The following is a 22,550-nucleotide window of genomic DNA, read 5'->3' on the forward strand; positions in this document are numbered from 1 at the left end:
GCGATTGCCACGCGTTGGTTCCCCTGCCGAACGCCCGGCCGGGGGCCCCGCCAGCGCCGGACGCCCCGCTGCCGAACGCCCCGCCGCCGGCCGGTGGCCGCGCGGGCCGGGTGCCGGTCATCGCTGGTCCCCCGCCCGCAGTTCGGTGCTGATCTGGCGCCGGCCGGAGATCAGCGCCTCGGCCAGCACACCCGCGGTGACCAGCGCCGCCAGACCGAGGACCTGGAACAGCACCGGCAGCAGCGCCGGCCGCAGCCCGGTCGGAACCGGGGCCCCGACCAACGCGGACAGGTCGATCGCCGGACCGAGCAGGGCGACCGCGATCCACGCCACCACGCCGCCGCCGACGGCCGCGGCCAGGGTCTGCGGCAGCGTCTCGGCCACGATCAACGCCAGCCCCTGCCGGGGCCGCAGCCCCATGGTGCGCAGCCGTGCCAGCACGGCCGCCCGCTCCGGAGCCGCCCGGAGCAGCGTCAGCAGGACGGCGAGCAGCGCGAACCCGGCAGCGCCGATCACCGCCGCCCAGAACAGCCGGGCCGCCGAGTGCTGCAACGGGTCGTTCGCCAGCTCGGCGGAGCGGGCGGCACTGGTGCGGACCAGGTACCCGGTCGGCACCGCGTCGGCGTCGGACTCGGCCGGTGCCTGGGCCGCCGGGGCGGTCCCGGACGGCGAAGGCGCCGCGGCCGGCCCGGGCGTCGACCCCGAGGCCGAGGCCGACACCGCGGCGCCCTCCGGGGAGCCGTCGCGCAGCTGCACCGGTGCCAGCTCGCGCATCAGCCCCTTCAGCTGCCGCTCGTCGATGTCGCCGGTGGCGAACCACAGGTTGGCACGCTTGAGTTCGGGAAAGCGCGCGGTCGAGGGGCCGGCCGGGAGCACCACGAAGCGTCGGGTGGAGCTCTCCAGTGCCGGGGTGCCGTCGAGGGTACCGGCCGACCTGGCGAGCAGCTCCCACCCGTTGGGCATCCGCAGCCGGTAGCCCCCGTCACCGATCCTCCGCGCGAGTTCGGTGCTGAACAGGGCCGGTACGGGGGTGTCGATCCCGCCGTCGTCACCCGCGAGGGCGGCCGGGTCGAAGGCGCCGCGACCGACGGCCCGGGACAGCTCGGCGTACGTCCGCGGGTCCACGACCAGGGTGCTGACCCGGATCGGCCCGGCGTCGCTGCCCAGCAGGAACACGTCGTTGTCCCACCACACGGCGGTGGCCGTCCGCACCCCGGGCAGCGCGCCGGCCGCCGTGAGGAAGCCGGGCGGGAGCACGGCGCCGGTCGGTGCCCCGACAACCGCGTCGCCACCGACCGCGCTCCGGACGGCCTGCGCCCGGCCGCGGTCGACGGCGTCCAGCACGGTGGCGCCGAAGCCGGCCGTCGTGACCGCCAGCATCAGCGCGAACACCGGCAGCACCGACGGGCGCGGCCGGCCGCCCGATCCCCGCGCGGCCCGCGCCAGGCCCAGGAAGCCGACCACCCCCGGACCCCGGCCCGCCGCCCGCGCCAACAGGCCCACCAGCACGGGCTGCACCCGGGCCAGCACCAGCCCACCCGTCAGCGCCAACAGCAACGGCGCCGCCACCAGCAACGGGTCCAGCCCGTCGCCGGGCGGCACCACACCCCGGCGCCGGACCTCCAGCACCGCCGCGACCGTCACCGCCCCGACCACCAGCTCACCCACCAGCCGGCGCCAGCCACCCGGCGCACGCCGCGCCGACCACAGCAGCGCCGCCCGGACCGGCAGACCCAGCGCCGCGAGCAGCAGCACCACCAGCGCCGCGACCATCGATCCCCACCACCGGGGGGTCGGCAGCCACCACCACACCAGTCCGGTCGCCACGACCGCGGCCGGCACCACGGTCACCGCGCCCTCGCCGAGCAACCGCCGTACCACCCCGCCCCGCGAACCGCCGCGGGCCTGCAGCAGCGCCAGCTCACCGTGCCGCCGGTCCCCGGCCAGCCCCGCCGCCAGGCAGAGCACCACCACGGCCACCCCGGCCAGCCCGGCCGGACCGACCGCCGCCAACGGCGCCGCCGCGTCCCGGCGGGCCACCGCCTGCCCGAACAGCTCGGGCAGCTCCGAGCCGACCCGCAGGTCCTCGCGGCCGGTCAGCGTGGTGAGGCGCAGCGCCGTGGAGCCGGCGAGGTAGGAGGAGATCTCCTCCTTGGTCCGGTCCAGCTGGTCGGCGCGCAGGGCGGCGGTGTCGACCGGCAGCCGCCAGAAGTCCGTCGCGCCGCCGCCCCACGGGGCGATCCGGTCCGTCGCGTCGGGGGAGACCACACCACCGGTGCGCCATTTGACCTTGGCGGTGGCCTCCCGACAGGCCCGCTCGGGGCACGGCAGGCCCACCCAGTACGGGTCGTCGGGGTCGTTGGCCACGTAGACGCCGACCACCTCGGCCCGGACCGGCTCGCCGGTGAGCGAGGATCCGGCGTCGACGAGGTCGCCGAGGTGCATGCCGATGGTGTCGGCGGCGGCCTTGCTGATCGCGATCGGCACCGGGCCGCCGCCACCGCCGGCGCCGGGCCACTGGCCGGCCACCAGGGCGACCCGGTCGGTGAGGCCGTGCAGCGAGACCAGGTCGAGCTGGGGCGGCACCTCGTCGGGGCGTGCGTACCCGGTGTTGAGCATCGGGCGCGACTTGTTGCTGCGCGTTCCGTAGACCGGGCCGCTCGCCACGAACCGGAAGGTCTCGTTCGGGTAGGAGGCGAGCTTCGCCGCCACCCTGTCCAGGTCGGCGGCGTCGTACTGGTGGCGCCCGGTGGCCAGCAGGCTGGTCCAGGACGGGCCTCGGTCGTGCAGGAACTCGCGCAGCGCGTCGTCGGTGCCCCGGTCGACGGCGCGCGGGAAGGCGGCGGCCAGCAGGACGGTGACGAAGGCCAGCGCGGCCATCAGCGCGGCGGCCAGCGGCGCCGTCCGCAGCCTGGTCCGGACCCAGGGCGCGGGGCGGTGCTCCGGCCTCGGCGCGGGGCGGGGGGTACCGGTGTCGGCCGGGGTGGTCACATCTCCTCCACGTACCGCAGCCGGGCGGCCACGTCTCGACGGCGGCGGCGCCCGCTCAGGGAGGCCGACAGCAGGGCAACGGCCGTGATCGCGGCCGCGAGCAGCAGGGCCTGGCCCAACGGCAGGTCGACCAGCACCTCGGGCACCGGCCGGTGGGCGGACGGGGTGAGCACCACCAGCGGCACCACCAGGTGGACGGTCAGGGCGCCCAGGGCCAGCCCGACCAGGCTGCCCAGCGTGACCAGCACGCCCTGCTCGGCGGCGACCGTCCGGCTCAGCCGGCGCCGCGGGGTGCCGAGCGCGAGCAGCACGGTGAACTCCCCCGCGCGTTCGCGGGCCGAGGCCGCCGCCGCGGCGGCGAAGCCGATCGCCGCCAGCACGGCGCTGACCAGGGCGATCGCGGCGAGCGCGTTCTGCGGCGCGGCACCGATCGGGTCCGCGAGCAGCTCAGCCGCCACCTCGTCGCGGACCACCAGCTGCTGGCCCCCCGGTTCGGCGCGCAGCTTCGCGGCGGCCGCGGCCGGCACCCCGTCCCCCGGCCCGGTGGCGGGCAGCCACCACTCGGAGACGGCCGGCAGCTGCCGGCCGCCCGCGCCGATCTGCCGCGCGACGGTGGCCAGGTCGACGACGACCGCCCGGTCCCCGACCACCGGCAGCGACTCGACCACGCCCGTCACCTCGACCTGCAGCGTGACGCTCGCGAACGGCACCTGGACGAGGTCGCCGACCGCCGCTCCCACCGCGGTCAGATAGGCGCGGGTGGCGACCCCGGAGATCCCCTTCGGAGCCGGGGCGCCGGCGGGGGCGACGATCGCCTCCGCGCTGTTCCTGCCGCCGTGCCCCTTCTCGTAGTGGAGCTTGAGCAGCTGCCGCTCGCCCTCGCCCTCCGCCACCGGTAGGACCGCGGAGGAGGACAGCTCGTCGTCCGACGCGGCGACGGTGGTCCAGGCGAGGCCGGCCGGGGCGGCGACGGGGGTGGCCGGTCCGGTGGCGCTGTCGGCGAGGCCGATCCGCCCGACGGTCAGCGTGCCGCTGAGCGGGACGACGCGGTCCGAGCCGAACACCACGACCAGCCCGGCCATCGTGAGCGGCGCGGCGGCGGAGCCGACCGGCGCGCCGGTCAGCGCCGAGAGGTCGGCGGTGGCCACCGCGCCGCCCTGCTCGGGGACCCCGGCCAGCGGGGCCCGGAAGGTGGCGCCGAACCGGTCGCGCAGCATCAACCAGACCTCGGGGCGCGCGTCGGCCGGCGCGGCCGGCACATTGGTGAGCTCGACGTCGATGCGCCGGGGGCTGCCCGGCAGCGGGAGCCCGGCCTGCGCCCCGGTCGGGGCCGGCCCGGCCAGCGGCGCGAACACCTCCCGGGCGCTCTGCCCGCCCAGCAGGTCCGCCCGCACCGGCACCCGGTCCGCGAACCCGGCGGCGTCCAGCGCCAGCAGCTGACCCGCCGCACCGCCCGGCAGCGAACTCTCCTGCCGGACCACCGGAACCAGCCGCTCGCCGCCCGGCAGCGCCCCGTACCGGCCGCCCTGCCCCATCGACGCCGTCGCCGACCCGAAGATCCGCAGACCGCCCGCAGACACGAAGTCCGCCTGGTCCCGCTGCGATCCCGACCAGCTGGCATGCTGACCCAGCGCCAGCACCCCCGTCGACACCGCCAGCACCAGCAGCAGCACCGGCCCCGCGGCGCGCCCGGGCCGGCGTGCCAGCTGCCACCCCGCCAGGGCCGGCGCCAGGCCCCGGCCCCGCGCCGCCAGCCTGCCGCCCAGCCGGGCGGCGAACGGCAGCAGCCGCAGCACCAGCAGGGTGCCGGCGCACAGCAGCAGCGTCGGAGCGGCCACCAGCACCGGGTCCAGGCCCAGCTTGCCGTCGGAATCCGCCGACAGCCCGCCGCTGTAACGCGCCAGCTGGAAGTAGGCCAGCACCGCCAGCGCCACCACCGCGAGGTCGGCACCCGAGCGCACCGCGCCCGCCACCAGCGCCTGCCGGCGCCCCGCCCGGCGCAGCACCGCGCCACCGGCGCCGCGGAACACCGCCGGAGCCGCCGTCAGCACCACACAGGCCAGCGCGCACACACCCGCGACCGGCCACAAGGTCCAGCTCAGACCGGTGTCCAGCGGTACCCGGGACAACGCGCCGAACCGGGTCAGCGCCCGCAGCAGCACCGGGACCAGCAACGGCGCCAGCACCGCCGCCGGCAGCGCCAGCAGCACCGACTCCGCCGCCGAGAACGCGCCCAGCCGCACACCCGAGGCACCGCGCGCGGCGAGCAGGGCGTTCTCCCCCACCTGCCGGGCCGCCATCAGGTGCACCACCAGTAGCAGCACCGCGGCGGCGAGCACCACCAGTTGCAGCGCGCCGATCAGCAGGGTGGAGCGGGCGACCAGCGCGCTGGAGTCCAGTTCCTGGAGGAACAGCGGCAGTTCGGTCGAGACCTGGAGGCCGGCCGAGGTGCCGAGCTCCGCGGCGAGGCCGGCGGCGCGGTCCCGGACCGCGGCGGCGTCGGCGGCGCGGACGGTGGAGAAGTCGGCGCCGAGCAGCCAGCTCCGGCCGTTCTGCGGAACGCCGGCGGCGGTGAAGGCGCTGTCGTCGACCAGCAGCGGCCCGTAGGTGGTGAAGCCGCCGACCAGGATCTCGCGGCCGCCCACCGGGTCCAACCGCCAGTACGGGTCGGCGAGGTCGGTGGCGCGGTAGACGCCCGTGAGCCGGACGGTGAGCGGCGCGCCGCTCAGGCGGTCGTCCAGCCGGACCTCGGCGGGCAGCGCCCCGGCGCTCAGGCCCAGCCTCGCGAGCGCCGCCTGTGGCACGGCCGCCTGGACCGGCCCGGCCCCGGCCGCGGCCGCCGCCGGCCACGCGCCCGCCACCAGGGTGACCCGGTCGTGGTCGAGCGTGGCGAGCAGGGTGAGATCGGTCTGCTTCGCGGCGGCCTGGCCGGCGGCGGGAGCGGTGGCGGCGGCCGGAAGGCCGTAGGAGCGGCTGCGGGTCAGGCTCTCGTGGTGCACGGGCAGTCCGCCGAAGAGCCGGCCGGCGTAGCCGGCGACCGCCGCGTCGTCGGCGGCCCGCTTGTCCTGGCCGTGCTCGGCCTTGACCAGAACGGTGGTCCGGGCGGCCTGGCCGGGTGCCTGGAGCGCCTGCCGCAGCCCCGCCTCCCCCACGGTGCGGTTGAAGGCCACCAGCGCGGTGAGCACCGCCGTGGTGATCAGCACCGTGAGCAGGACGGCGCCGGCCAACGGCAACCGCCCGCGCAGACGGCGCACGACGAAGCCGAGCATCCTGTTGCCTCCCCCGGAACATCCCGGTCGCGCCCGGCGCCGCCGTCCGGGCACTCTCCAGCCACGGGATGGACGCCTGTTACGCACCGCTACGGTGATCACCGGCGCTTGATCACCGGATAGCGGACGATGCTGTCAGATTCGCTCTTCAAACGGAAGGGACTTGCGCGAATCATGTAACTAGTGAGCAAATTCTCCGCGTTGGCAGTACATCGGACCCCCACCCGGCAAGACAGGAACAACGGGCCGGCCGTGGCACGCGGTTCAGCGTTCGATCAGAATGCCATGCACACCTCAGCTTGAACGCCCGTCATCAGTACTTCACTTCAGTCGAGGAACACCCAGGGGGACGCCCAATGACGCAGCAACCGGCCGCCACCGTCACCACCGACATGGTCACCGTCACCGACCTCACCCACAGCTTCGGCACCGGCGACCGCACCGTCCACGCCCTGCGCGGCGTCTCCTTCACCGCCCGACGCGGCGAACTCACCGCCCTCAAGGGCCGTTCCGGCTCCGGGAAGACCACCCTCCTGAACCTGGTCGGCGGCCTCGACACCCCCACCGGCGGCACCATCACCCTCGACGGCACCGATCTCGCCGGCCTCGACGAGAACCAGCGGCTCGCCCTGCGCCGCGACCGCATCGGCTTCGTGTTCCAGTCCTTCGGCCTCCTCCCCGTCCTCACCGCGAGCGAGAACGTCGGGATCCCGATGCGCCTGCGCAACGTCCCGACCCCCCAGCGCGAGGAGCGCGCCCGCACCCTCCTCGCCCTCGTCGGCCTGAGCGCCCACGCCAACCAGCGCCCCGCCGAACTCTCCGGCGGACAGCAGCAACGCGTCGCCATCGCCCGGGCCCTGGCCAACCAGCCCGACCTCATCATCGCCGACGAACCCACCGGCCAACTCGACTCCGAGACCGGCCGCGCCATCATGGAACTGCTGCGCGCCGTCGTCCGCAGCGAAGGCGTCACCGCCCTCGTCGCCACCCACGACCCCACCCTCATGGAACTCGCCGACCACGTGATCGAACTCCACGACGGCCGGATCACCGAACCCACCCCCTGACCCCGTGGGTCGGCCCTTTCCGGGCAGCGGACCGTGCCCGGAGAGGCATGGCCCGCTGCCCCGAAAGGGCCGACCCGCCCGCTCAGAGCACCCTGAGCGCGGACTCGCAGGCGCGGCACCGACGGGTCCGCTGGGACGGCGGGTACCAGGGCTGCCCCGGCCCGGACGGCCGGTAGTTCTCGCGCTCCAGGTCGCCCGTGCCGATCCCGCAGAACGTGACCGGCCCCGGGTCCTCCGGCACCTCCGGGTCGGCCGGGGCCGCGTGCACCCAGCGGATCCGGGCGCCCACGTCGACCTCTCCCGCGTCCAGCACCTCCGTGGACGGCTCCAGCTCGACCAGTACGATCACTCCGCTCATACCTCGACCCTGCCCCCGCCCCGCACCGGCCGCATCCCGACCGCCGGGGCGGCGCCCGGAATCCCCGCCGGACCGAATACCCGAATCCGGAGCCGGACCCGCCGGGATCCGCCCCGCACCGGAATTCCCGCGGGCCCGGACAAGCGGAGCGCATTCCGTAGCACGGCGGCTTGCAATTCCCGGCCCGCACCGCCGAGCAGCCGAAATCCCCCCGCCACCAGGGCCTCACCGCGGAACACCCGGTCCGTCGCCGGGAATCACCCCTGCCCCGCGAAAACGCTTCCCCGGACGGCAGCGCGGGGCGCCCGGGCGGCGGCGGACCGGGCATTCCTCAGGCGCGCTGCCGGTCGATCTCGGCCTGGGCCTGCCTGGCCGCGTCGGCGGGGATCTGCGCCGCGTCTCCCCCGCCGACGACCTTGACGGCGGCCGCCGCGAACAGCGTGTTCACCGTGCTGTTCCACAGGGCGGGGCTGTACCTGCCGCACTTGGCGGCCAGGTCGACGGCCTCCTGCGCCGTACCCCCGCGCAGTCCCTCCGAACGCGCGGCCACGGACAGGCGCGGCGGCACGTGGAAGCCGTAGCTCTCCGACCAGTCCTTCTGCGGTTCGGTCCGCTCCACCCGGAGCCAGCGGACGAACGTCTTCGCCGCGGCCACGTTCCGGCTCCTGGCGTTGACGCAGCTGGTCCAGCCGCCGACGCGCACCACCGGGCCGCCGCCGGGCCTGGAAGCGGGCCAGGGCAGCACGCCGAAGTCGTCGCCGAGCGCCGTCCTCAGGGCCGGCATCGCCCAGAGACCGCACCACTGCATCGGCACGACGCCCTGGGTGAACGCGGACGGGTACCACCAGTCAGGGACTGGTCTTCGCGCAGCCGCTTCAGGGCGCTCATCGCCTCGACGGCCTGCGGTGAGTCGAAGTCCGCCCTGCCGTCGGTGACCAGCGCACCGCCGCGGGAGAACACCGCGAGGGCCGGCGTGTCGCCGATGCCGTCGTTGCCGACGAACAGACCCGTGGTGCTGCTGGTGGTGAGCGCCCTGGCCGCGGCCGCCAGCGCGTCGAAGCTGCGGGGCGGGGCGATCCCGGCCTTGGCGAGCAACCGGCCTCCCCGTAGGCGTGGGACCAGACGTTCAACGTGGTCGTGACGCCGCTCGCGCCGGACCCGCCGGTCGGGCCGGTGCTGCAGCCGACGACCATACCGGCCACCGCCAGCAGGGATCCGCCCAGGAAGCCTCTTCGGCCGGGCTCGGCTCGCCGTGCACGCATGTCGCATCCTCAAAGCTGGGTGGCGGGGCAGGGCCCGTCGTCCGACGTTCGGTACCGGCGCCGTCGCCGCATCGGTGCTCGGCGGGGGCGCCGCCATGACAACGTTGTCTCCAGTGACGGACGAGCCGGCCGCCCACGCCCCGCGCCCGGGCGACGACACGTCACGCCGATCCGGAAGCACGGATGCAATGCAGCGTCGAACTAATAACGTCGTTCAGTATTGATGGTGGAAACCGCGACCCTTACCGCTGGGGAACCGCCGTGACGGACACCGTCCACGCCGGCCGCGGGCGCCCGCGCACCGGCCGGGACAGCGGGTTCAGCCGTTCAGCCGTTCAGCCGTTCAGCCGGGTGACGCTCGCTCGGCGGCGGCGTCACCGCTCCGGGATGCGGCCGCACATCACGTTTCCGGGCTCCGCCGGGTCGGCGCTGATCCAGAACTGCGCCCACAGGAGCGCGAATTCGGCCCGGCTGAGGTACCCGTCACCGTCCAGGTCGAGCAGCTCGAAGACGTCGTCGGTCGCCACGCTCCGGCCGTGCCAGATGTCGACCAGACGGCGGTGCTCGGCGCGCGAGATGCGGCCGTCCCCGTTCTCGTCCACGGCGTCGAAGACGGTGTCGGCCGTCGCCGTGACGACCTCGCGCAGGGCGGGGAGCCGGTCGACGAGCGCCAGGAACTCGTCCATGTCGACCGTGCCGTCGTGGTCGGTGTCGGCGACCGTGCGCAGGTGGTCCCACCAGCCCGTCATGAGCGCCTCGACCCTGGCCCTCAGCCCCGCGTCCCGCTGGACGGCCGGCAGCCGGCTCCACCGTTCCGCCAGGGCCCCAAAGTCGCTCTGCCGCAGGCAGCCGTCCCCGTCCGTGTCGAACGCGGCGAAGACGTTGCGGAGCTTGCGCTGCTGGAACTCGCTGGCCATCGACGGGCCTCCCCTGTGCCGAACCGCGGCCGTACCGGACCGCTGCTGTACTGGCCTCCTGCGCCACCACGCGTGGCGACAGTATGGTGACGATAGGTCACCAACGCCGGCCCCCGCCGAATAACGGGAGTCTTCCGGCAGATCCACCGCCACCTGTGCTAAAAGCCGCCCCGCCCGGGGAGTTGAGCGACCCTGCGGCCGGGGTACGTGCCGGGGACGGCGCTCGGCCGGGCGGGGAAGGAGCAGACTGTGTCAGAGCAGCGGCGGTCCGTCCTGCGGTACACCTGGCGCGGGAGCGAACGGGTGGCGACCGAGGTCGTCGCCTACGGCGTCGAGGGCGAGCCGCTGCCCGGCCGCCCGGGGGTGCCCCCGTGGGAGGCCGTCGGGGGGCGCACCACCGACCGGGTGCGCCTGACGGTGACGGACGACGAGGTGCGCCGCTGGCAGGACGCGCTCGCCGCCTACGTCCGCGCGGTCGATTCGGCCTCCGCCCGGCTCAGGGAGGTCTGGGCGAAGGTTTCCCGCCGGGGCGCGCTCAGGAGGGTTCCGGGAGCCCGTCGGCGCGGGGCGGTGCGCCTGGGCCGCGCCGAGGAGGTGTACACCGCCGACCTGGCGGCGGCCACCCTGGCCTACCGTCCGGTGCGTCAGGAGGTCGAGGCACGCGTCGCGGTGGCGCGGGAGGAGGAGCGAGCGGTCCGCGCTCGCGAGCGGGACCGCGCGGAGGCCGCACGGCTGGCCCACATCGCCGCCCTGCGGCAGTGGAAGCAGCGGTGGATCGACCTCGCCCGGGCGGCGGACCTCCGGACGTGGACCTGGCGCTACGAGGGGCAGGCCCTCCTCGTCCTTCCCCAGGACGCCGGCCGGCCCGGGCAACCGGCGCTGACCGCGCGCGAGGTGGCGAAGCTCCTCGTCGTACTGGCCGGACGCGGGTGCACCCGGGTGGAGTGGGAGCGGGAGGCCCGCCGCTCGGTGGAGGAGATCGTCGGCCTCGGGCAGTTCCCCGCATGGTGGCGGGACGTGCTGAGCGCGACGGTGAACACCCGGACCCGGGAGGCGGCGGAGCAGGAGATCACGTCCACGGCCGAACGGCTGGGCGCCGCCCTCGACACGGCCGGCCGACCCGGCATGCGGGTCTTCACCGTGGGCAGCCAGCAGTCGGTGTCCGGCTGGCACCTCGCCCTCGACCGGCCGCCGCGCCTCGCCCGGCCGGGCGTCGGGCTGCCGGTCGTCCCCTCGGAGCCCGCCAATCGCGGCTGGAGACTCCGGAACTACGACGGCAGGGTCCTCCCCTACGACACGCTGACCCTGACGCTCGACCGGTCGCGCCGCGATCCGGTCGGCTTCGCCGAGGTGAGGAAGGAGACCGTCTACAGCACCTTCACGCGCTCGGTGTGGTACCGCCGGACCCCGGCGCAGTTCGCCCGGTCGTTCCTCGACGACGAAGCCAGGCACTACAGCCCCTGGCACGAGAACGACCTGAGCTTCCGCCTCGCCGACCACGCGGACGCCCGCGAGTTCGTGCCCTACGTCATGGCGCTCGCAGGCATGGTGACGTCCGCCCTCCTCGCCGTCGCCCAGCACCACGGTGTGGCACTCTGACCGGCTTCAGGCCGGCGGACTCCACGAAGGCCACGGCGCCGGCGCCGACCGCCGGGACCGGCGTGGCCGGCGTGGCCGGCCGTCGGTCGGGGCCCGCCAGGCGGCGCGGAGTCACGCGCCGACGGCATGCCGGCGGGTCTGCGGGTACCTGGCGTGATCACCTGCCGGCCAGTCCTTCAAGTCGTCCGCGCAGGCCGACAGCGCCCGGTGGGCGTCCGGGGTGAGCTGGCCGGGCAGTTCCGGCGGTTCCTCCCGTACGGGCCGGTCGAAGCAGGCCGGCCGGGCGTTCATCAGGTCGCCGACGTGGTCGACCACGCTTTGCGGTGAACAGCGCAGGAAGTGCTGGAACACCGGAACGGCGTTGTTGCCGTCGCGTTCGACCTCGCTCTCTTGCGGTGGGAGTGGAGGCGTTGCGCAGGTCCCCGTTGTCCGCGAAGGCGTCGACGAGTTCCTGCACGGTGGGCTGGCCGGGCAGTTCCGCCGGGAGGCCCCGCCCGTGGGCGTAGCGGGGCAGGATCGTGGAGAGCGAGGTCCCGGCGGTTCGGCGGCGCGTCCCGAGGTACTCCACCGGGTCGGGGACCCGGCCGTGGGGGGGTGTTCGACGGCGGTAGGCCGTCAGCGGTCCGCGGGTGTCTTCGGTTCAGACCGTGCGGGCCGGGGAGCCGATCGCCACCTGGCGCAGGAGTTCGTCGTTGCCGCCGGTCCGCTTCAGCCGGTCCAGGAGCAGTTCGGCGGCCTGCTGGACGTCGAGAGCGCTCAGCGCCCGGCGCAGGGTCCACGCCGCGGGTGTGCGGGCGGGGCCGAGGAGGAGCTCCTCGCGGCGGGTGCCGGAGGCCTTGACGTCGACTGCCGGGAAGACGCGCTTGTCGGCGAGCCGGCGGTCGAGTCGGAGTTCCATGTTCCCGGTGCTCTTGAACTCCTCGAAGATCAGGTCGTCCATCCGGGAGCCGGTCTCGACCAGGGCGGTGGCCAGGATGGTGAGCGAGCCGCCGTTCTCGGTGTTGCGGGCCGCGCCGAAGAGCTTCTTCGGGAGCTGGAGGGCCGCGGCGTCGATGCCGCCGGTGAGGGTGCGGCCGTTGGCGGGGGCGGCGGAGTTGTGGGCGCGGGCGAGACGGGTGAGGGAGTCGAGCAGCACGACGACGTCGTGGCCGAGTTCGACCAGCCGCTTGGCGCGCTCGACGGCGAGTTCGGCGAGCGCGATGTGCTCGCGGGCGGGCCGGTCGAAGGTCGAGGCGATGACCTCGCCCCGGACCGAGCGCCGCATGTCGGTGACCTCCTCCGGACGCTCGTCGACCAGGACGACCATCAGGTGCGCCTCGGGGTGGTTCCGGGCGATCGCCGCCGCGATCGACTGCACGACCATCGTCTTGCCGGCCTTCGGAGGTGCCACGATCAGACCGCGCTGGCCCTTGCCGATCGGGGCCACCAGGTCGACGGCCCGGCCGATCAGCTCCCGCGGACCGGTCTCCAGGCGCAGCTGCTCCTGCGGGTACAGCGGCGTCAGTTCGTGGAACGCGGGCCGGTGCCGGGCCCCGTCGACGGTGCGGCCGTTGACGGTGTCGATGCGGGTCGACGCCGGGCGGACGGTGCCGCCCCCGCGCGGGGCGGGCGTGCGCGGGGCGGTCGCGCCGGTCAGCACGTCGCCGGTCCGCAGGCCGAGTGCGCGGACCTGGTTGGCGGGCAGGTGCACGTCGGTGGGCCCGGGGAGGTAGCCGGAGGTGCGCAGGACGGCTTTCCCCTCGCGGATGTCCAGCACGCCGGCGACCGGTAGGAGGTCGCTGTCCGCGGCGGCGGCCGGCTCGGTGGGCCGGCTGCCCCGGCGTTCCGTCACCGCGGGCCGGGAACCGGCCGCCGGCGCCGGTGGCCGGCTGGGAGAGCGCTTGGCGATGATCGCCTCGACGAGTTCGTCCTTGCGCAGCCGGGCGGCGCCCGGAACGCCCAGGGCGGAGGCGAGTTGGTGGAGGTCGGTCTTCAGCAGGCCGTCCAGCGGCGCGAGGGTCGACGGTTGGGTGGTGGTCGTCACGAGAAGGTACTCCTGTGCTGTCGGATGATGGCGAAGGGTGAGGGCGCCGGGCGGCCCCGGTGGGGCGGCAGGAACCGGCGACGAGAGCTGTACGGCCCGGCGGGGCGCCCGGAGCGGGCTGCGCCGGCGCTCGGGCGGGACACGCGGCCCCGGCGCGGCCACGAAGGGGCCGGGCACACGAAGGGGCTGGGCAGCGGAAGTTGGCTGCCTGCCGGGCGGGCACCAGTCGGGTGCCGGCGATGCGTCGGGCAGGAGACCGCCGGAAGAAGCGGTTGGTACGGCGGGATCCGGGCCGCTACGGCGGGGATTCCGGTGTGCAGTGGCGCCTGGTTCCCGCACCCTGGGGGTGGGCTTCCAGCATCGCCATAGGCAGGGTAACACCTGGGGGCCTCGGCGTGACGCGGTATTTCCGTGCCACCCGGCCACGGTGCCGGAACCGGAGTACCCGCTGCCGCCCGCTCCTGCCCGGGATACCAGCTGCCCCCGCCCCTGCGCGGACGGGTCCGGTGAGCGGGGCGCCCCGGAGTGCCCCCACCCCTCGCCCCTCTGTCGACCGACCCATGATCACTCTTAATGATCATGGGCAGTACAGTGACCCCCTGTATCGATGTATCGACAGAGGGGGATACAGATGAAGGTCCGTACGACGGCGGGGCTGGCGGCGCTGGTCGTGGGCGCGTCGCTGCTCGGGGCGCCGATGGCAGCGGCCGAGGACACGCCGGTGGCGCTCACCACCACGTTCAACAACCCCGCGGGACCGGCCGCCTCCCAGGACGCCATCCGCAACCAGCTGATCTCCCTGATCAAGCGCACGCCGGCCGGAGCCGAGATCAACGGCTCGATGTACCTGTTCACCGACGGCGGTGTCAGCGCCGCGCTGATCGCGGCCAAGCAGCGCGGCGTGAAGGTCAGGCTCGTCGTGGACGGGGACGCCGTGCCGGCCTACGAGCCCGGCAGCAACCCGCCCAAGGCCACCGGGTCCGAGTACGCGACGCTCGCCGCGCCGACCGGCCTGGGCACCGACCAGAACGCCGACTCCTGGGTGCTGGCCTGTCCGGACACCCGCGGTTGCATCGGCAACCGGGCGCTGAACGACGACGACGACGGCGCGATCAACCACAACAAGTTCTTCCTGTTCTCCAAGGTCGGCAGCACCGAGAACGTGGTGTTCCAGACCTCTGCGAACCTCACCACCAGCCAGCGCAAGAACCTCTTCAACAACGCCGTCACCATCCCCGACGCCGGCTCCGGCCTCTACGCCGCCTACCGGACGTACTGGCAGGACCTCGTGACGTACGGCTCCTCCGGCAACGGCCTGGCGTCGAACTACCTGAGCCAGCAGGCCGGCCCGTACAAGACGTACTTCTTCCCCCGCCAGGAGAGCGCGGGGACGGCCTACAACGACGACGCGTCCACCGACACCGTCGTCTCCCTGCTCGGCAACACGGACTGCGCGGGCGGCGCCACCCGGATCCGGATCGCCATGTACGCCTTCACCCGGGTCCAGGTCGCCGACAAGCTGGTCGAGCTGAAGAAGGCCGGCTGCCAGGTGGAGCTGCTGCACAACGGGGAGAGCGGCAACCTCGGCACCACCGTGAAGACCGCGCTGGCCGGCAAGCTCGACCTGGCCGCCCGCTGCTGGGGCACCGCGCCGAACGGCGACGGCACCACCCGGTCGATCGGCATCCACTCCAAGTACCTGCTGATCGAGGGCACCTACCTGGGCGCCGCCAACCGCAAGCTGGTGTTCACCGGGAGCCACAACTACACCTACCCGAACCTGCGGTCCCACGACGAGACCCTGCTGAAGATCGACGACCCGGCCGTCCACGACGCCTTCAAGGCGAACTTCGAGGCGATCAGGACGAGCGGAGCCTGCACCGCCTGGTGACCTGCCGCCGCACCGGCCGGCCGCGGGCAGCCAGGAGCGGCCGGGCCGGCCGGTGCGGCCGGGTCTGCTGAACGGTCGGCAGGCCCCGGCCGCACCCGCGAAGGCGGCCCCCGATACGTCCGACCTGGATCGACCGCGAACCCCGGTGCTCGGCGAAGAGCTCCACCGAGGCTGGACAGCCCACGCACGGACGGCTCCGGCCAGGGTGATGCCAGGACCCCTGCGACCGCGCTCACCCCGCTCCTTCCGCCCCCACCGCCCGCCGCTGATAATCCGTCACTTGTACGCTGTCGGCACCGGAAATCAACGGAGGGGGCAATGATGACCAATCTGCCGACCACGGTCGACGGACTCGGAGGTCTTGCCGAGGAGGGCGCCATCGTTCTCGCCGGTGCCCTGGCCACGGGTGCGTTCGGTGTGGCCCGCGCGAGGATCGCCGCGATGTTCGGACGGCTGGGCCCGAACCACGAGGCGGGCGTGGAGACACAGTTGGACGCCGACCAGGAGCTCGTCCGCGACGCGGCCCCGGAGGAGCAGGACGAGGTCCGCCAGGACATCGCGCCCGTCTGGCGGCGCAGGCTCGCCCGTCTGCTCAGGGACTGCCCCGAGGTCGAGCCGGAGCTGCGCGACCTGCTCGCCGCGCTCCGCGAGGCGCTGCCCGAGGAGCGCCGGGGCTGGGTGCAGACGATCGTGGCCCGCGACAACGCCACGGTCTACGGCGCGCAGGGCGGGAACGTCATCCACTACCAGGGCGCCCACGCCCGTGAGGTGCCACCCCCGGACGGCGCTGCCGCGGACGGCGGGCAGGCCGAGGCGTGAGCGACGCCCGTACGGGACGCGCCGACGGGACCCCGCCCGACCGACAACAGGCCACACCGCCCGTGCCGGCCCCACAGGCCCCACCCGCCCAGCGGGTCCAGGGGGCCCGGCACGTCCAACACGTCCGTGCCGAGGGCGGCTTCGCCTACGGTGCCGCGGGCGCCGACATCCACGTGTTCGGTGACGGTACGCCGGTCTACTTGCTGCTGCGTCACCGGCGCCCGGCCGGTCCCGACCCGGCCTGGCTCAGGTCACAGCCCAGCCGACTGCTGGACGCGCGGGCCGAGGTCGTCGACTTCACCGGCCGCGACACCGAGATGGCGGAGCTGCTGGCCTGGCGTGACGCGGAACCGAGGTTCGCGGTGCGGTGGCTGCACGGGGAAGGCGGCCAGGGCAAGACCCGGCTGGCCGGGCGGCTGGCCGAGGAGTCCGAGCGGGCCGGCTGGGTGGTCGCGGACGCCGTCCACGGGACGGACACCCATCCGCCGGCCGACGGCAGCCAGGATCTGCGTCTCGACGGGAGCGCCGGGGTGCTGGTGCTGGTCGACTACGCCGACCGGTGGCCGCTGTCCGACCTGAGCTGGCTGTTCCACAACATGGTGCTCCGGCAGCCGGTCCCCGCGCGGGTGCTGCTCATCGGCCGGTCGGCGGGCCAGTGGCCCGCGCTACGGGGCAAGCTGGACCGGCTGCGGGAGAGCATCCACACCTCCGACCAGCTGCTGCGGCCGCTCGCCGACGACGGACAGCTCCGGGGCGCGATGTTCGACGCGGCCCGGGACTGCTTCGTCCGCCACTACCCCGAACTCGGCGCCCCGGCCCCGATCCGGCCGCCCCGGGACGTGCGTCACGCCGACTTCGGGCTGACGCTGGCCCTGCACATGGCCGCCCTCGTCGCGGTGGACGCGGCGGCCTGCGGCCGCACGCCACCGACGGACATGATCGGCCTCACCACCTACCTGCTGGACCGCGAGCGCGAGAACTGGAGCCAGCTCCAGGAGAACAGCGGGCGGGGCCTGGACTACGGCACGCCCGACGAGGTGATGGCGCGGACGGTGTTCACGGCGATCCTCTCCGGGCCGGTCGCCCGCACGCGAGCCGTGACCGTCCTGGAGCGGGTCCTGCCCGGCGTGCCCGTCGACCGGGCCCTGGCCGACCACGCCGTCTGCTACCCGCCCTCCGACCGCGGCACCGCGCTGGAGCCGCTGTTACCCGACCGGCTGGCCGAGGACTTCCTCGCCCTGCTCCTGCCGGGCCACCCGGTCACCGGCTTTCCCACGGACGCCTGGGCCACCGCTGTCCCCGCACGGCTGCTCACCGACGAACGCACGGCCTTCTGCGCGCCCCGCGCCGTCGCCTTCCTGGCCGCCGCGGCCGACCGGTGGCCGCATGTGGGCGGCACCGTGCTCTACCCCGTGCTGCGGGACCGGCCCGACCTCGCGCTCCGAGCGGGCAGCGCCGCCCTGAGCGGCCTCTCCGCCATCGGCGCCGACAGCGCCGACAGCGCCCAAGGCCGCCCGATCGACCCGGAGCTGCTCACGGTGCTGGAGCACGTGGAGCCGCTGCTGCCCGAGGGCGAGCACATCGACCTGGACGCCGGCGCCCTGGCCGTGGTCGAGCGGCTGACCGCGCACCGCCTGGACGGCAGCACGGACCCGGCCGAACGGGCCGGGCTGTACGGGACGCTGGGCAGGCGCCGGACCAACGCCGGCAAGTGGGGGCCCGCCCTGGCGGCGGCGGAGGAGGCCGCCAGGCTCAACCGGTGGCAGGCCGGGAACGACCCCCGGCACCGGGCCCGGCTGGCGGGCTCGCTGACCGAACTCGGCAACGCCCTCGCCCGGCACGGGCGCTGGAGCGAGGCGCTCGCCCAGTCCCAGGGCGCCACCGCCCTCCTGCGCGAGCTGGCCGAGCACGACCCGGGCCACCGCCCCGCCCTGGCCCGGTCGTTGACGGACCTCGGTGGACGGCTCGCCGACTGCGGCCGGGCTCGCGAAGCCCTCGACGTCGCCGAGGAGGCGACGGCCCTGCGCCGGCAGCTCGCGGCCGAGGACCCCGACCGACAGTCGGCCCAGCTGGCCCGGGCCCTCAGCGGCCTGGGCGCCCTGCGCCTGCGACAGGGCCACCGGGACGAGGCCGTGGGGGCGGCGGAGGAGGCGGTCGCCGTGCTGCGCGGGCTGGCCGCGGTCCGGCCGGGCGACCACCTCGGGGATCTGGCACGGGCGCTGGGCAGCCTGGGGCGGGTGCGGCTGGAAGCCGGACGCCGCGAGCAGGCCGTCGAGGCGGCGCAGGAGGCGGTCGGCCTGTTCCGGCGCCTGGCCGAGGCCAATCCGGCCGTGCACCGGCCGCACCTGGTGACCTCCCTGGTCCACCTGAGCGCGACGCTCCCCCGCCGGACCGAGGCCGGCGACCGGACCTCCGGGCCTGCCCTGACCGCGGCCGAGGAGGCGGTGGCCCTGGCGAGGGCACTCGCCGAGGTCGATCCCGCGATCCACCGGCGCGGCCTGGGCCGGGCCCTGGAGGCGCACGGCGACCGGCTGGCCGAGCTCGGCCGGCGGGACGAGGCCGTCACGGTGCTGCGCGAAGCCGCCGACCTCTATCAGGCCCTGGGCTCCGGCGGCAGCACGGCTCCCTGGGAACTCACCGGCCTGCTGCGGCGGTTGGCGGCCCTGTACGGCGAGTCCGGGGCGCCCGGCGACAAGGCGCACATGCTGCTCAACCTGAGCGCCCTGCCCTTCGGCGCGCCCGAGGAGCGCGTCGAGGCGGCCCGGCAGGCCGTCGAGCTGTACGCCGGGACGGACGAACGCGCGGTCGAGGCCGCCGCGCTGCTCAACCTGGGCACGGCGCTGGCCCGGGCCCGGCAGTACGAGGAGGCCGTGTCCGTCGGCCGGCGCGCCCTCGGGATCTCCCGCGAGCTGGGCTTCCGGGAGTTCGAGGCCGTGTCGCTCAGCAACCTGGCGGACCACCTGCGGCGCGCCGGGCGGTACGGGGAGGCGGTCGAGGCCGCCGACGCCGCCTGCGCCCTCGACGAGGAGCTCGGCCGGGAGCACGGCCACCCCTTCTACACCCGCGGTGAGGCCCTCCTCCAACTGGGCCGGAACGAGGAGGCGGTGGTCGCCCTGGAGCGGGCCGCCGACCTCTACGAGCGCACGGGCAGGCGGGAGTACGAGGACAGCGGCGATCCCCTGGAAGAGGTCGACGCCCGGCACAGCCTCGGGACGGCGCTGTCGCGGAGCGGGCGACTCGCCGAGGCGACCACCGCGCTGCGACGTGCGGTGGCGCTCTACGAGGCCGCCGGAGAGTCCCGCCGGGCCAGGCAGGCCTCGCTCACCCTCTGCGCCAACCTGGTCGGTTCGGGGCAACTGGACCAGGCCCTCCCCCTCGCCGAGCGACTGCTCGCCCGCTGCCGGGCGGCGGGCGACCGGGAGCAGGAGGCCGTGGCGCTCTCCCAGTACGGCGCCGTCCTCCTGGAAGCGGGCCGGGTCGACGAAGCCCTCCCGCTGTGCCGCGAGGCGGCGGCGGCGCTGAACGGCCCGACCAGGCCGGACGACCCCCGCCACCCGGCGGCGGCCTGGCACAACCTGGGCCGGGCCCTGGAGCGCTCCGGGCGGCCGTCGGAGGCCGTCGCACCGTGGCGCGAGGCCGCGCGGATGTGGGCGGAACTCGGCGACCGCCGGTACGAGCGGGACGCCTGCTACGGGCTCGGCGTCGCCTGCTTCGCCCTCCACGACAACGCGGAGGCCGTCGACGCCTTCGAGCGGGCCGTGCGGCTGAGCCGGCGGACGGCCGACCGGTCGAGCGAGGCCGGGGCCCTGCTCGGCCTCACCGGCGCGCTGGTGGACGCGGAGGAGTTCGCCGAAGCGGTCGACGCCGGGCGCCTTGCCGTCGAACTGCTGAGGGAGTTGGGCCAACACGGCAGCGAAGGACTGGCGCTCGGTCAGCTGCACGACGCACTCACCCGGCTCGGCCGACCGGACGAGGCCGCCGCCGCCCTGGAGCAGGCGGCCGCCGCCCACCGCGCCGATCGCGACGCACGTGGCGAGGCCGCGGCACTCGTGCGGCTGAGCAACAGCCGGATTCGGGCGGGGCGTCCCGACGAGGCGATCAGCGGTGCCCGGCGCGCCGTCGATCTCTACGCGGCGGCCGGCGACCGGCTGGGCGAGGGGTCGGCGCTCTACAGTCTCGGCACCGCACTGTCGGACGGCCGGCGCTTCGAGGAGGCCGCGGCGGTCAACGGTCGCTGCGCCGACCTGATGCGGGACCTCGGTGAGCTCTGGCGTGAGGGGTCGGCCCTGCTCAATCAGTGCTCCGCGCTCCAGGAGACGCAGCGGTTCGACGCCGTGGCCGACGTGGCGGACCGGGCTGCGGCCGTCCATCGGACGATCGGCGACCGGCCCGGGGAGGTCAAGGCGCTGATCCTGCTGGCCATGGCGTCGCGGGAGACCGGCCGGGCCGAGGAGCGCCTCGCCGCCGCCGGGCGGGCCACGACGGTGCCGCTGGAGCTCGGCGACCCGCTCCGGGCGATGGCCTGGTTCGAGTTCGGCGCGGCGCTCCACCAGGCCGGGCAGCAGGAGCGGGCGGCCGGAGCCTTCACCGAGGCCGCCGCGTCGTACCGGGCCTCGGGCAACCCGCGCTCGGCCGCGACGGCGTGGCTGAACGCGGGCGAGATGCACCTCCGGATCGAGCAGTGGCCCCGGGCGGTCGAACCGTGCCGACAGGCCGCCACCCTCTTCGCGGCTCCCCCCGCGGATCACGGGAACGAACTCACCGCCCAGGTCTCGCTCGGCAAAGCCCTGCTGGGAGCCGGTCACTACGTCGAGTCGACCCCGGTGTGGCGGCGGGCGGTCGATCTCGCTCGGGCCCTGGGAGCGCGCGAGACCGAGGGCACCGCCCTGTTCATGCTGGGCGCGGTCCTGGTCGACCTCGGAGAACTGCAGGAGGGCATCACCGTCAGCCGCGAGGCCGCGGCGCTCCTCCAGGCCTGCGGTCTGCGCTCCCAGGCCGAAGGGGCGATCCGCAACATGCGGGTGGGACTCGGAAAGCTGCGCGGCGGGTGACCGGATCAGCCGGCCGCGGCGTGCGGGCCCGGCGGTGTGCAGGCCCGGCGGCGTGCGGGCCCCGCGGCGTGCGGGCCCGGCGGTGTCGGGGAGCCGCAGCGTTTAGTCCCCGCGGTGTCGGGGAGCCGCACGCCGCCGGAGGAACGGCAGGGGAACCCTGCGACGCGGCGGGGCTCACGCCGGTCGGCGGTCGCCTCGTCGGCCGGCACCGTTGGACGTCAGGTCCGGGTCTGCCGACAGGTGGGCGCGGACGTAGGGGATGGCGACAGTCTCCACGGGCCGGTCGGGGTTGAAGGCAGGATGGACGTTCACTTCGAAGACGACACCGCCGCTCTGCGCGGCGAGGTCGACGCCGGCGAAGGGCAGTCCGACGGACGCGGTGGCGGCCACCGCGAGTTCGGCGAGCCTCGGGGGAAGCCGGTCGGGACCCAACACGGTGGTGCGGGCCCCCTGGGAGACGTTGCAGGGCCGGTCCGGGTCACTCTGGTGGCGTTCGAAGGCGTGGACGACCTTTCCGTTCAGCACGATCACACGGTGCTGGTTGCGGCGGCCGTCGGCCGTGAAGTTCCCCGCATCGCGGGAGATGAGCCAGCCCTGCCCGGTGCTCCGGTAGAAGGCAGCGGCGGCCTCCAGCTGCTCGGTGCCGGTGACGTGGAAGACGTCCGCTCCGCCCATGCCGAGTACGGGCCGCGCCCACACGTCCCGGCCCAGGCGGCGGAACGCGCTCAGCATGTCGTGCCAGGAGCCGTTCATTCGCAGAGTCTCCATCTGCGCGACGGAGTCCCGGCTGAACCGTTCGACCATCAGGGACTTGTCCGTCGCGACCCGCCACGCCTCGGGATCCGCCGCGAGCGTCCGCGCTCCGAAGCGGCGCAGCAGGTCCTGGAAGCCTTCGAGGTGGCGTCTGCGGTGGGGCGGTATCTCGAAGACCACGACCACCGGTTCGACGGCCACCGGGGCGCGGCCCGCCCGGCGGACCGTGAGGAGGCCTCCGGCCCGCTCGAGGCTTGCCGTCACGGGCCCGTCGTCGTACAGGAGCCGCGCGTCCAGCCGCACCGGACCCTGGCCCGTCACCCGGGCGATGGCGTCGGCGAGGATCTCGCGGCTGCCCTCCTCGGACCCGTGGTCGGTCACCAACAACAACGGCATCATCGTCTCAGTCAACACCATCGCGGCGCCAATTCCGAGTGAGAGAGCACGAATTGGACGGCGATCAGGTCCTGGTGGCATCCCTGTCCGGGTCTTCTGCCCGAGGCGTTCGTCGTTCGCGGACCGCCGGGGACCGCGATCCGCCCGGAGGCCG

General features: G+C 75.0%; 14 protein-coding genes and 1 pseudogene. 5 read left to right on the forward strand and 10 right to left on the reverse strand.

Annotated elements, in window-relative coordinates:
- Positions 1-117: 117 nt before the first annotated feature.
- Together ABT263_RS26610 and ABT263_RS26615 are read right to left on the reverse strand one after the other, a co-directional pair.
- Positions 118-2,991, reverse strand: a complete 2,874-nt coding sequence (locus ABT263_RS26610; RefSeq protein WP_352294032.1) for a hypothetical protein — start codon at positions 2,989-2,991, stop codon at positions 118-120.
- On the reverse strand, positions 2,988-6,260 hold the full coding sequence (locus ABT263_RS26615) for an FtsX-like permease family protein (RefSeq protein ID WP_352294034.1): 3,273 nt from the start codon (positions 6,258-6,260) through the stop codon (positions 2,988-2,990). The genes ABT263_RS26610 and ABT263_RS26615 overlap by 4 nt, the downstream gene beginning before the upstream one ends.
- 356 nt (positions 6,261-6,616) lie before the next feature.
- On the opposite strand from ABT263_RS26615, the gene ABT263_RS26620 reads away from it, so the two are divergent.
- Positions 6,617-7,327, forward strand: coding sequence for an ABC transporter ATP-binding protein (locus tag ABT263_RS26620; RefSeq protein ID WP_352294036.1), 711 nt, complete (start codon positions 6,617-6,619; stop codon positions 7,325-7,327).
- Between the two features lie 82 nt (positions 7,328-7,409).
- Here ABT263_RS26620 and ABT263_RS26625 read toward each other — a convergent pair whose 3' ends face one another.
- From ABT263_RS26625 to ABT263_RS26640, 4 genes are all read right to left on the reverse strand, one after another.
- Positions 7,410-7,685, reverse strand: a complete 276-nt coding sequence (locus tag ABT263_RS26625; RefSeq protein ID WP_329485884.1) for a hypothetical protein — start codon at positions 7,683-7,685, stop codon at positions 7,410-7,412.
- A gap of 331 nt (positions 7,686-8,016) precedes the next feature.
- Positions 8,017-8,493: an extracellular solute-binding protein gene (locus tag ABT263_RS26630; RefSeq protein ID WP_352294104.1), complete on the reverse strand. Its 477-nt coding sequence runs from the start codon at positions 8,491-8,493 to the stop codon at positions 8,017-8,019.
- Positions 8,457-8,780, reverse strand: a complete 324-nt coding sequence (locus ABT263_RS26635; RefSeq protein WP_352294038.1) for a hypothetical protein — start codon at positions 8,778-8,780, stop codon at positions 8,457-8,459. The genes ABT263_RS26630 and ABT263_RS26635 overlap by 37 nt, the downstream gene beginning before the upstream one ends.
- 541 nt (positions 8,781-9,321) lie before the next feature.
- Positions 9,322-9,864 carry an EF-hand domain-containing protein gene (locus tag ABT263_RS26640; RefSeq protein ID WP_352294041.1) on the reverse strand — a complete coding sequence of 181 codons (543 nt, stop codon included), beginning with the start codon at positions 9,862-9,864 and terminating at the stop codon, positions 9,322-9,324.
- A gap of 249 nt (positions 9,865-10,113) precedes the next feature.
- Here ABT263_RS26640 and ABT263_RS26645 point away from each other — a divergent pair, with 249 nt between their 5' ends.
- The gene (locus tag ABT263_RS26645) at positions 10,114-11,463 is read left to right on the forward strand and encodes a hypothetical protein (protein ID WP_352294043.1); all 1,350 of its coding nucleotides are present in this window, start codon (positions 10,114-10,116) and stop codon (positions 11,461-11,463) included.
- Positions 11,464-11,574: 111 nt separating this feature from the next.
- On the opposite strand, the gene ABT263_RS26650 is transcribed toward ABT263_RS26645, so the two are convergent.
- From ABT263_RS26650 to rho, 3 genes and pseudogenes are all read right to left on the reverse strand, one after another.
- On the reverse strand, positions 11,575-11,814 hold the full coding sequence (locus ABT263_RS26650; protein ID WP_352294045.1) for a hypothetical protein: 240 nt from the start codon (positions 11,812-11,814) through the stop codon (positions 11,575-11,577).
- Positions 11,815-11,884: 70 nt separating this feature from the next.
- A pseudogene (locus ABT263_RS26655) lies at positions 11,885-12,082 on the reverse strand (terpene synthase family protein); the annotation flags it as partial.
- Positions 12,083-12,103: 21 nt separating this feature from the next.
- Positions 12,104-13,912 carry a transcription termination factor Rho gene (gene rho, locus ABT263_RS26660; protein WP_352294047.1) on the reverse strand — a complete coding sequence of 603 codons (1,809 nt, stop codon included), beginning with the start codon at positions 13,910-13,912 and terminating at the stop codon, positions 12,104-12,106.
- A gap of 205 nt (positions 13,913-14,117) precedes the next feature.
- Here rho and ABT263_RS26665 point away from each other — a divergent pair, with 205 nt between their 5' ends.
- From ABT263_RS26665 to ABT263_RS26675, 3 genes are all read left to right on the forward strand, one after another.
- Positions 14,118-15,377 carry a phospholipase D-like domain-containing protein gene (locus tag ABT263_RS26665; RefSeq protein WP_352294049.1) on the forward strand — a complete coding sequence of 420 codons (1,260 nt, stop codon included), beginning with the start codon at positions 14,118-14,120 and terminating at the stop codon, positions 15,375-15,377.
- Between the two features lie 318 nt (positions 15,378-15,695).
- Complete coding sequence (locus tag ABT263_RS26670; protein WP_352294051.1) at positions 15,696-16,196, forward strand: hypothetical protein; 501 nt, start codon at positions 15,696-15,698, stop codon at positions 16,194-16,196.
- Positions 16,197-16,258: 62 nt separating this feature from the next.
- A complete protein-coding gene (locus tag ABT263_RS26675; protein ID WP_352294053.1) occupies positions 16,259-21,247 on the forward strand; it encodes a tetratricopeptide repeat protein in 4,989 nt (1,662 codons plus the stop codon).
- 174 nt (positions 21,248-21,421) lie between these two features.
- On the opposite strand, the gene ABT263_RS26680 is transcribed toward ABT263_RS26675, so the two are convergent.
- Positions 21,422-22,396, reverse strand: coding sequence for an ATP-grasp domain-containing protein (locus ABT263_RS26680; protein WP_502885870.1), 975 nt, complete (start codon positions 22,394-22,396; stop codon positions 21,422-21,424).
- Positions 22,397-22,550 lie beyond the last annotated feature (154 nt).

Origin of the sequence: Kitasatospora sp. NPDC001603 (assembly GCF_040298365.1) — a bacterium.
Taxonomy (GTDB): domain Bacteria; phylum Actinomycetota; class Actinomycetes; order Streptomycetales; family Streptomycetaceae; genus Kitasatospora.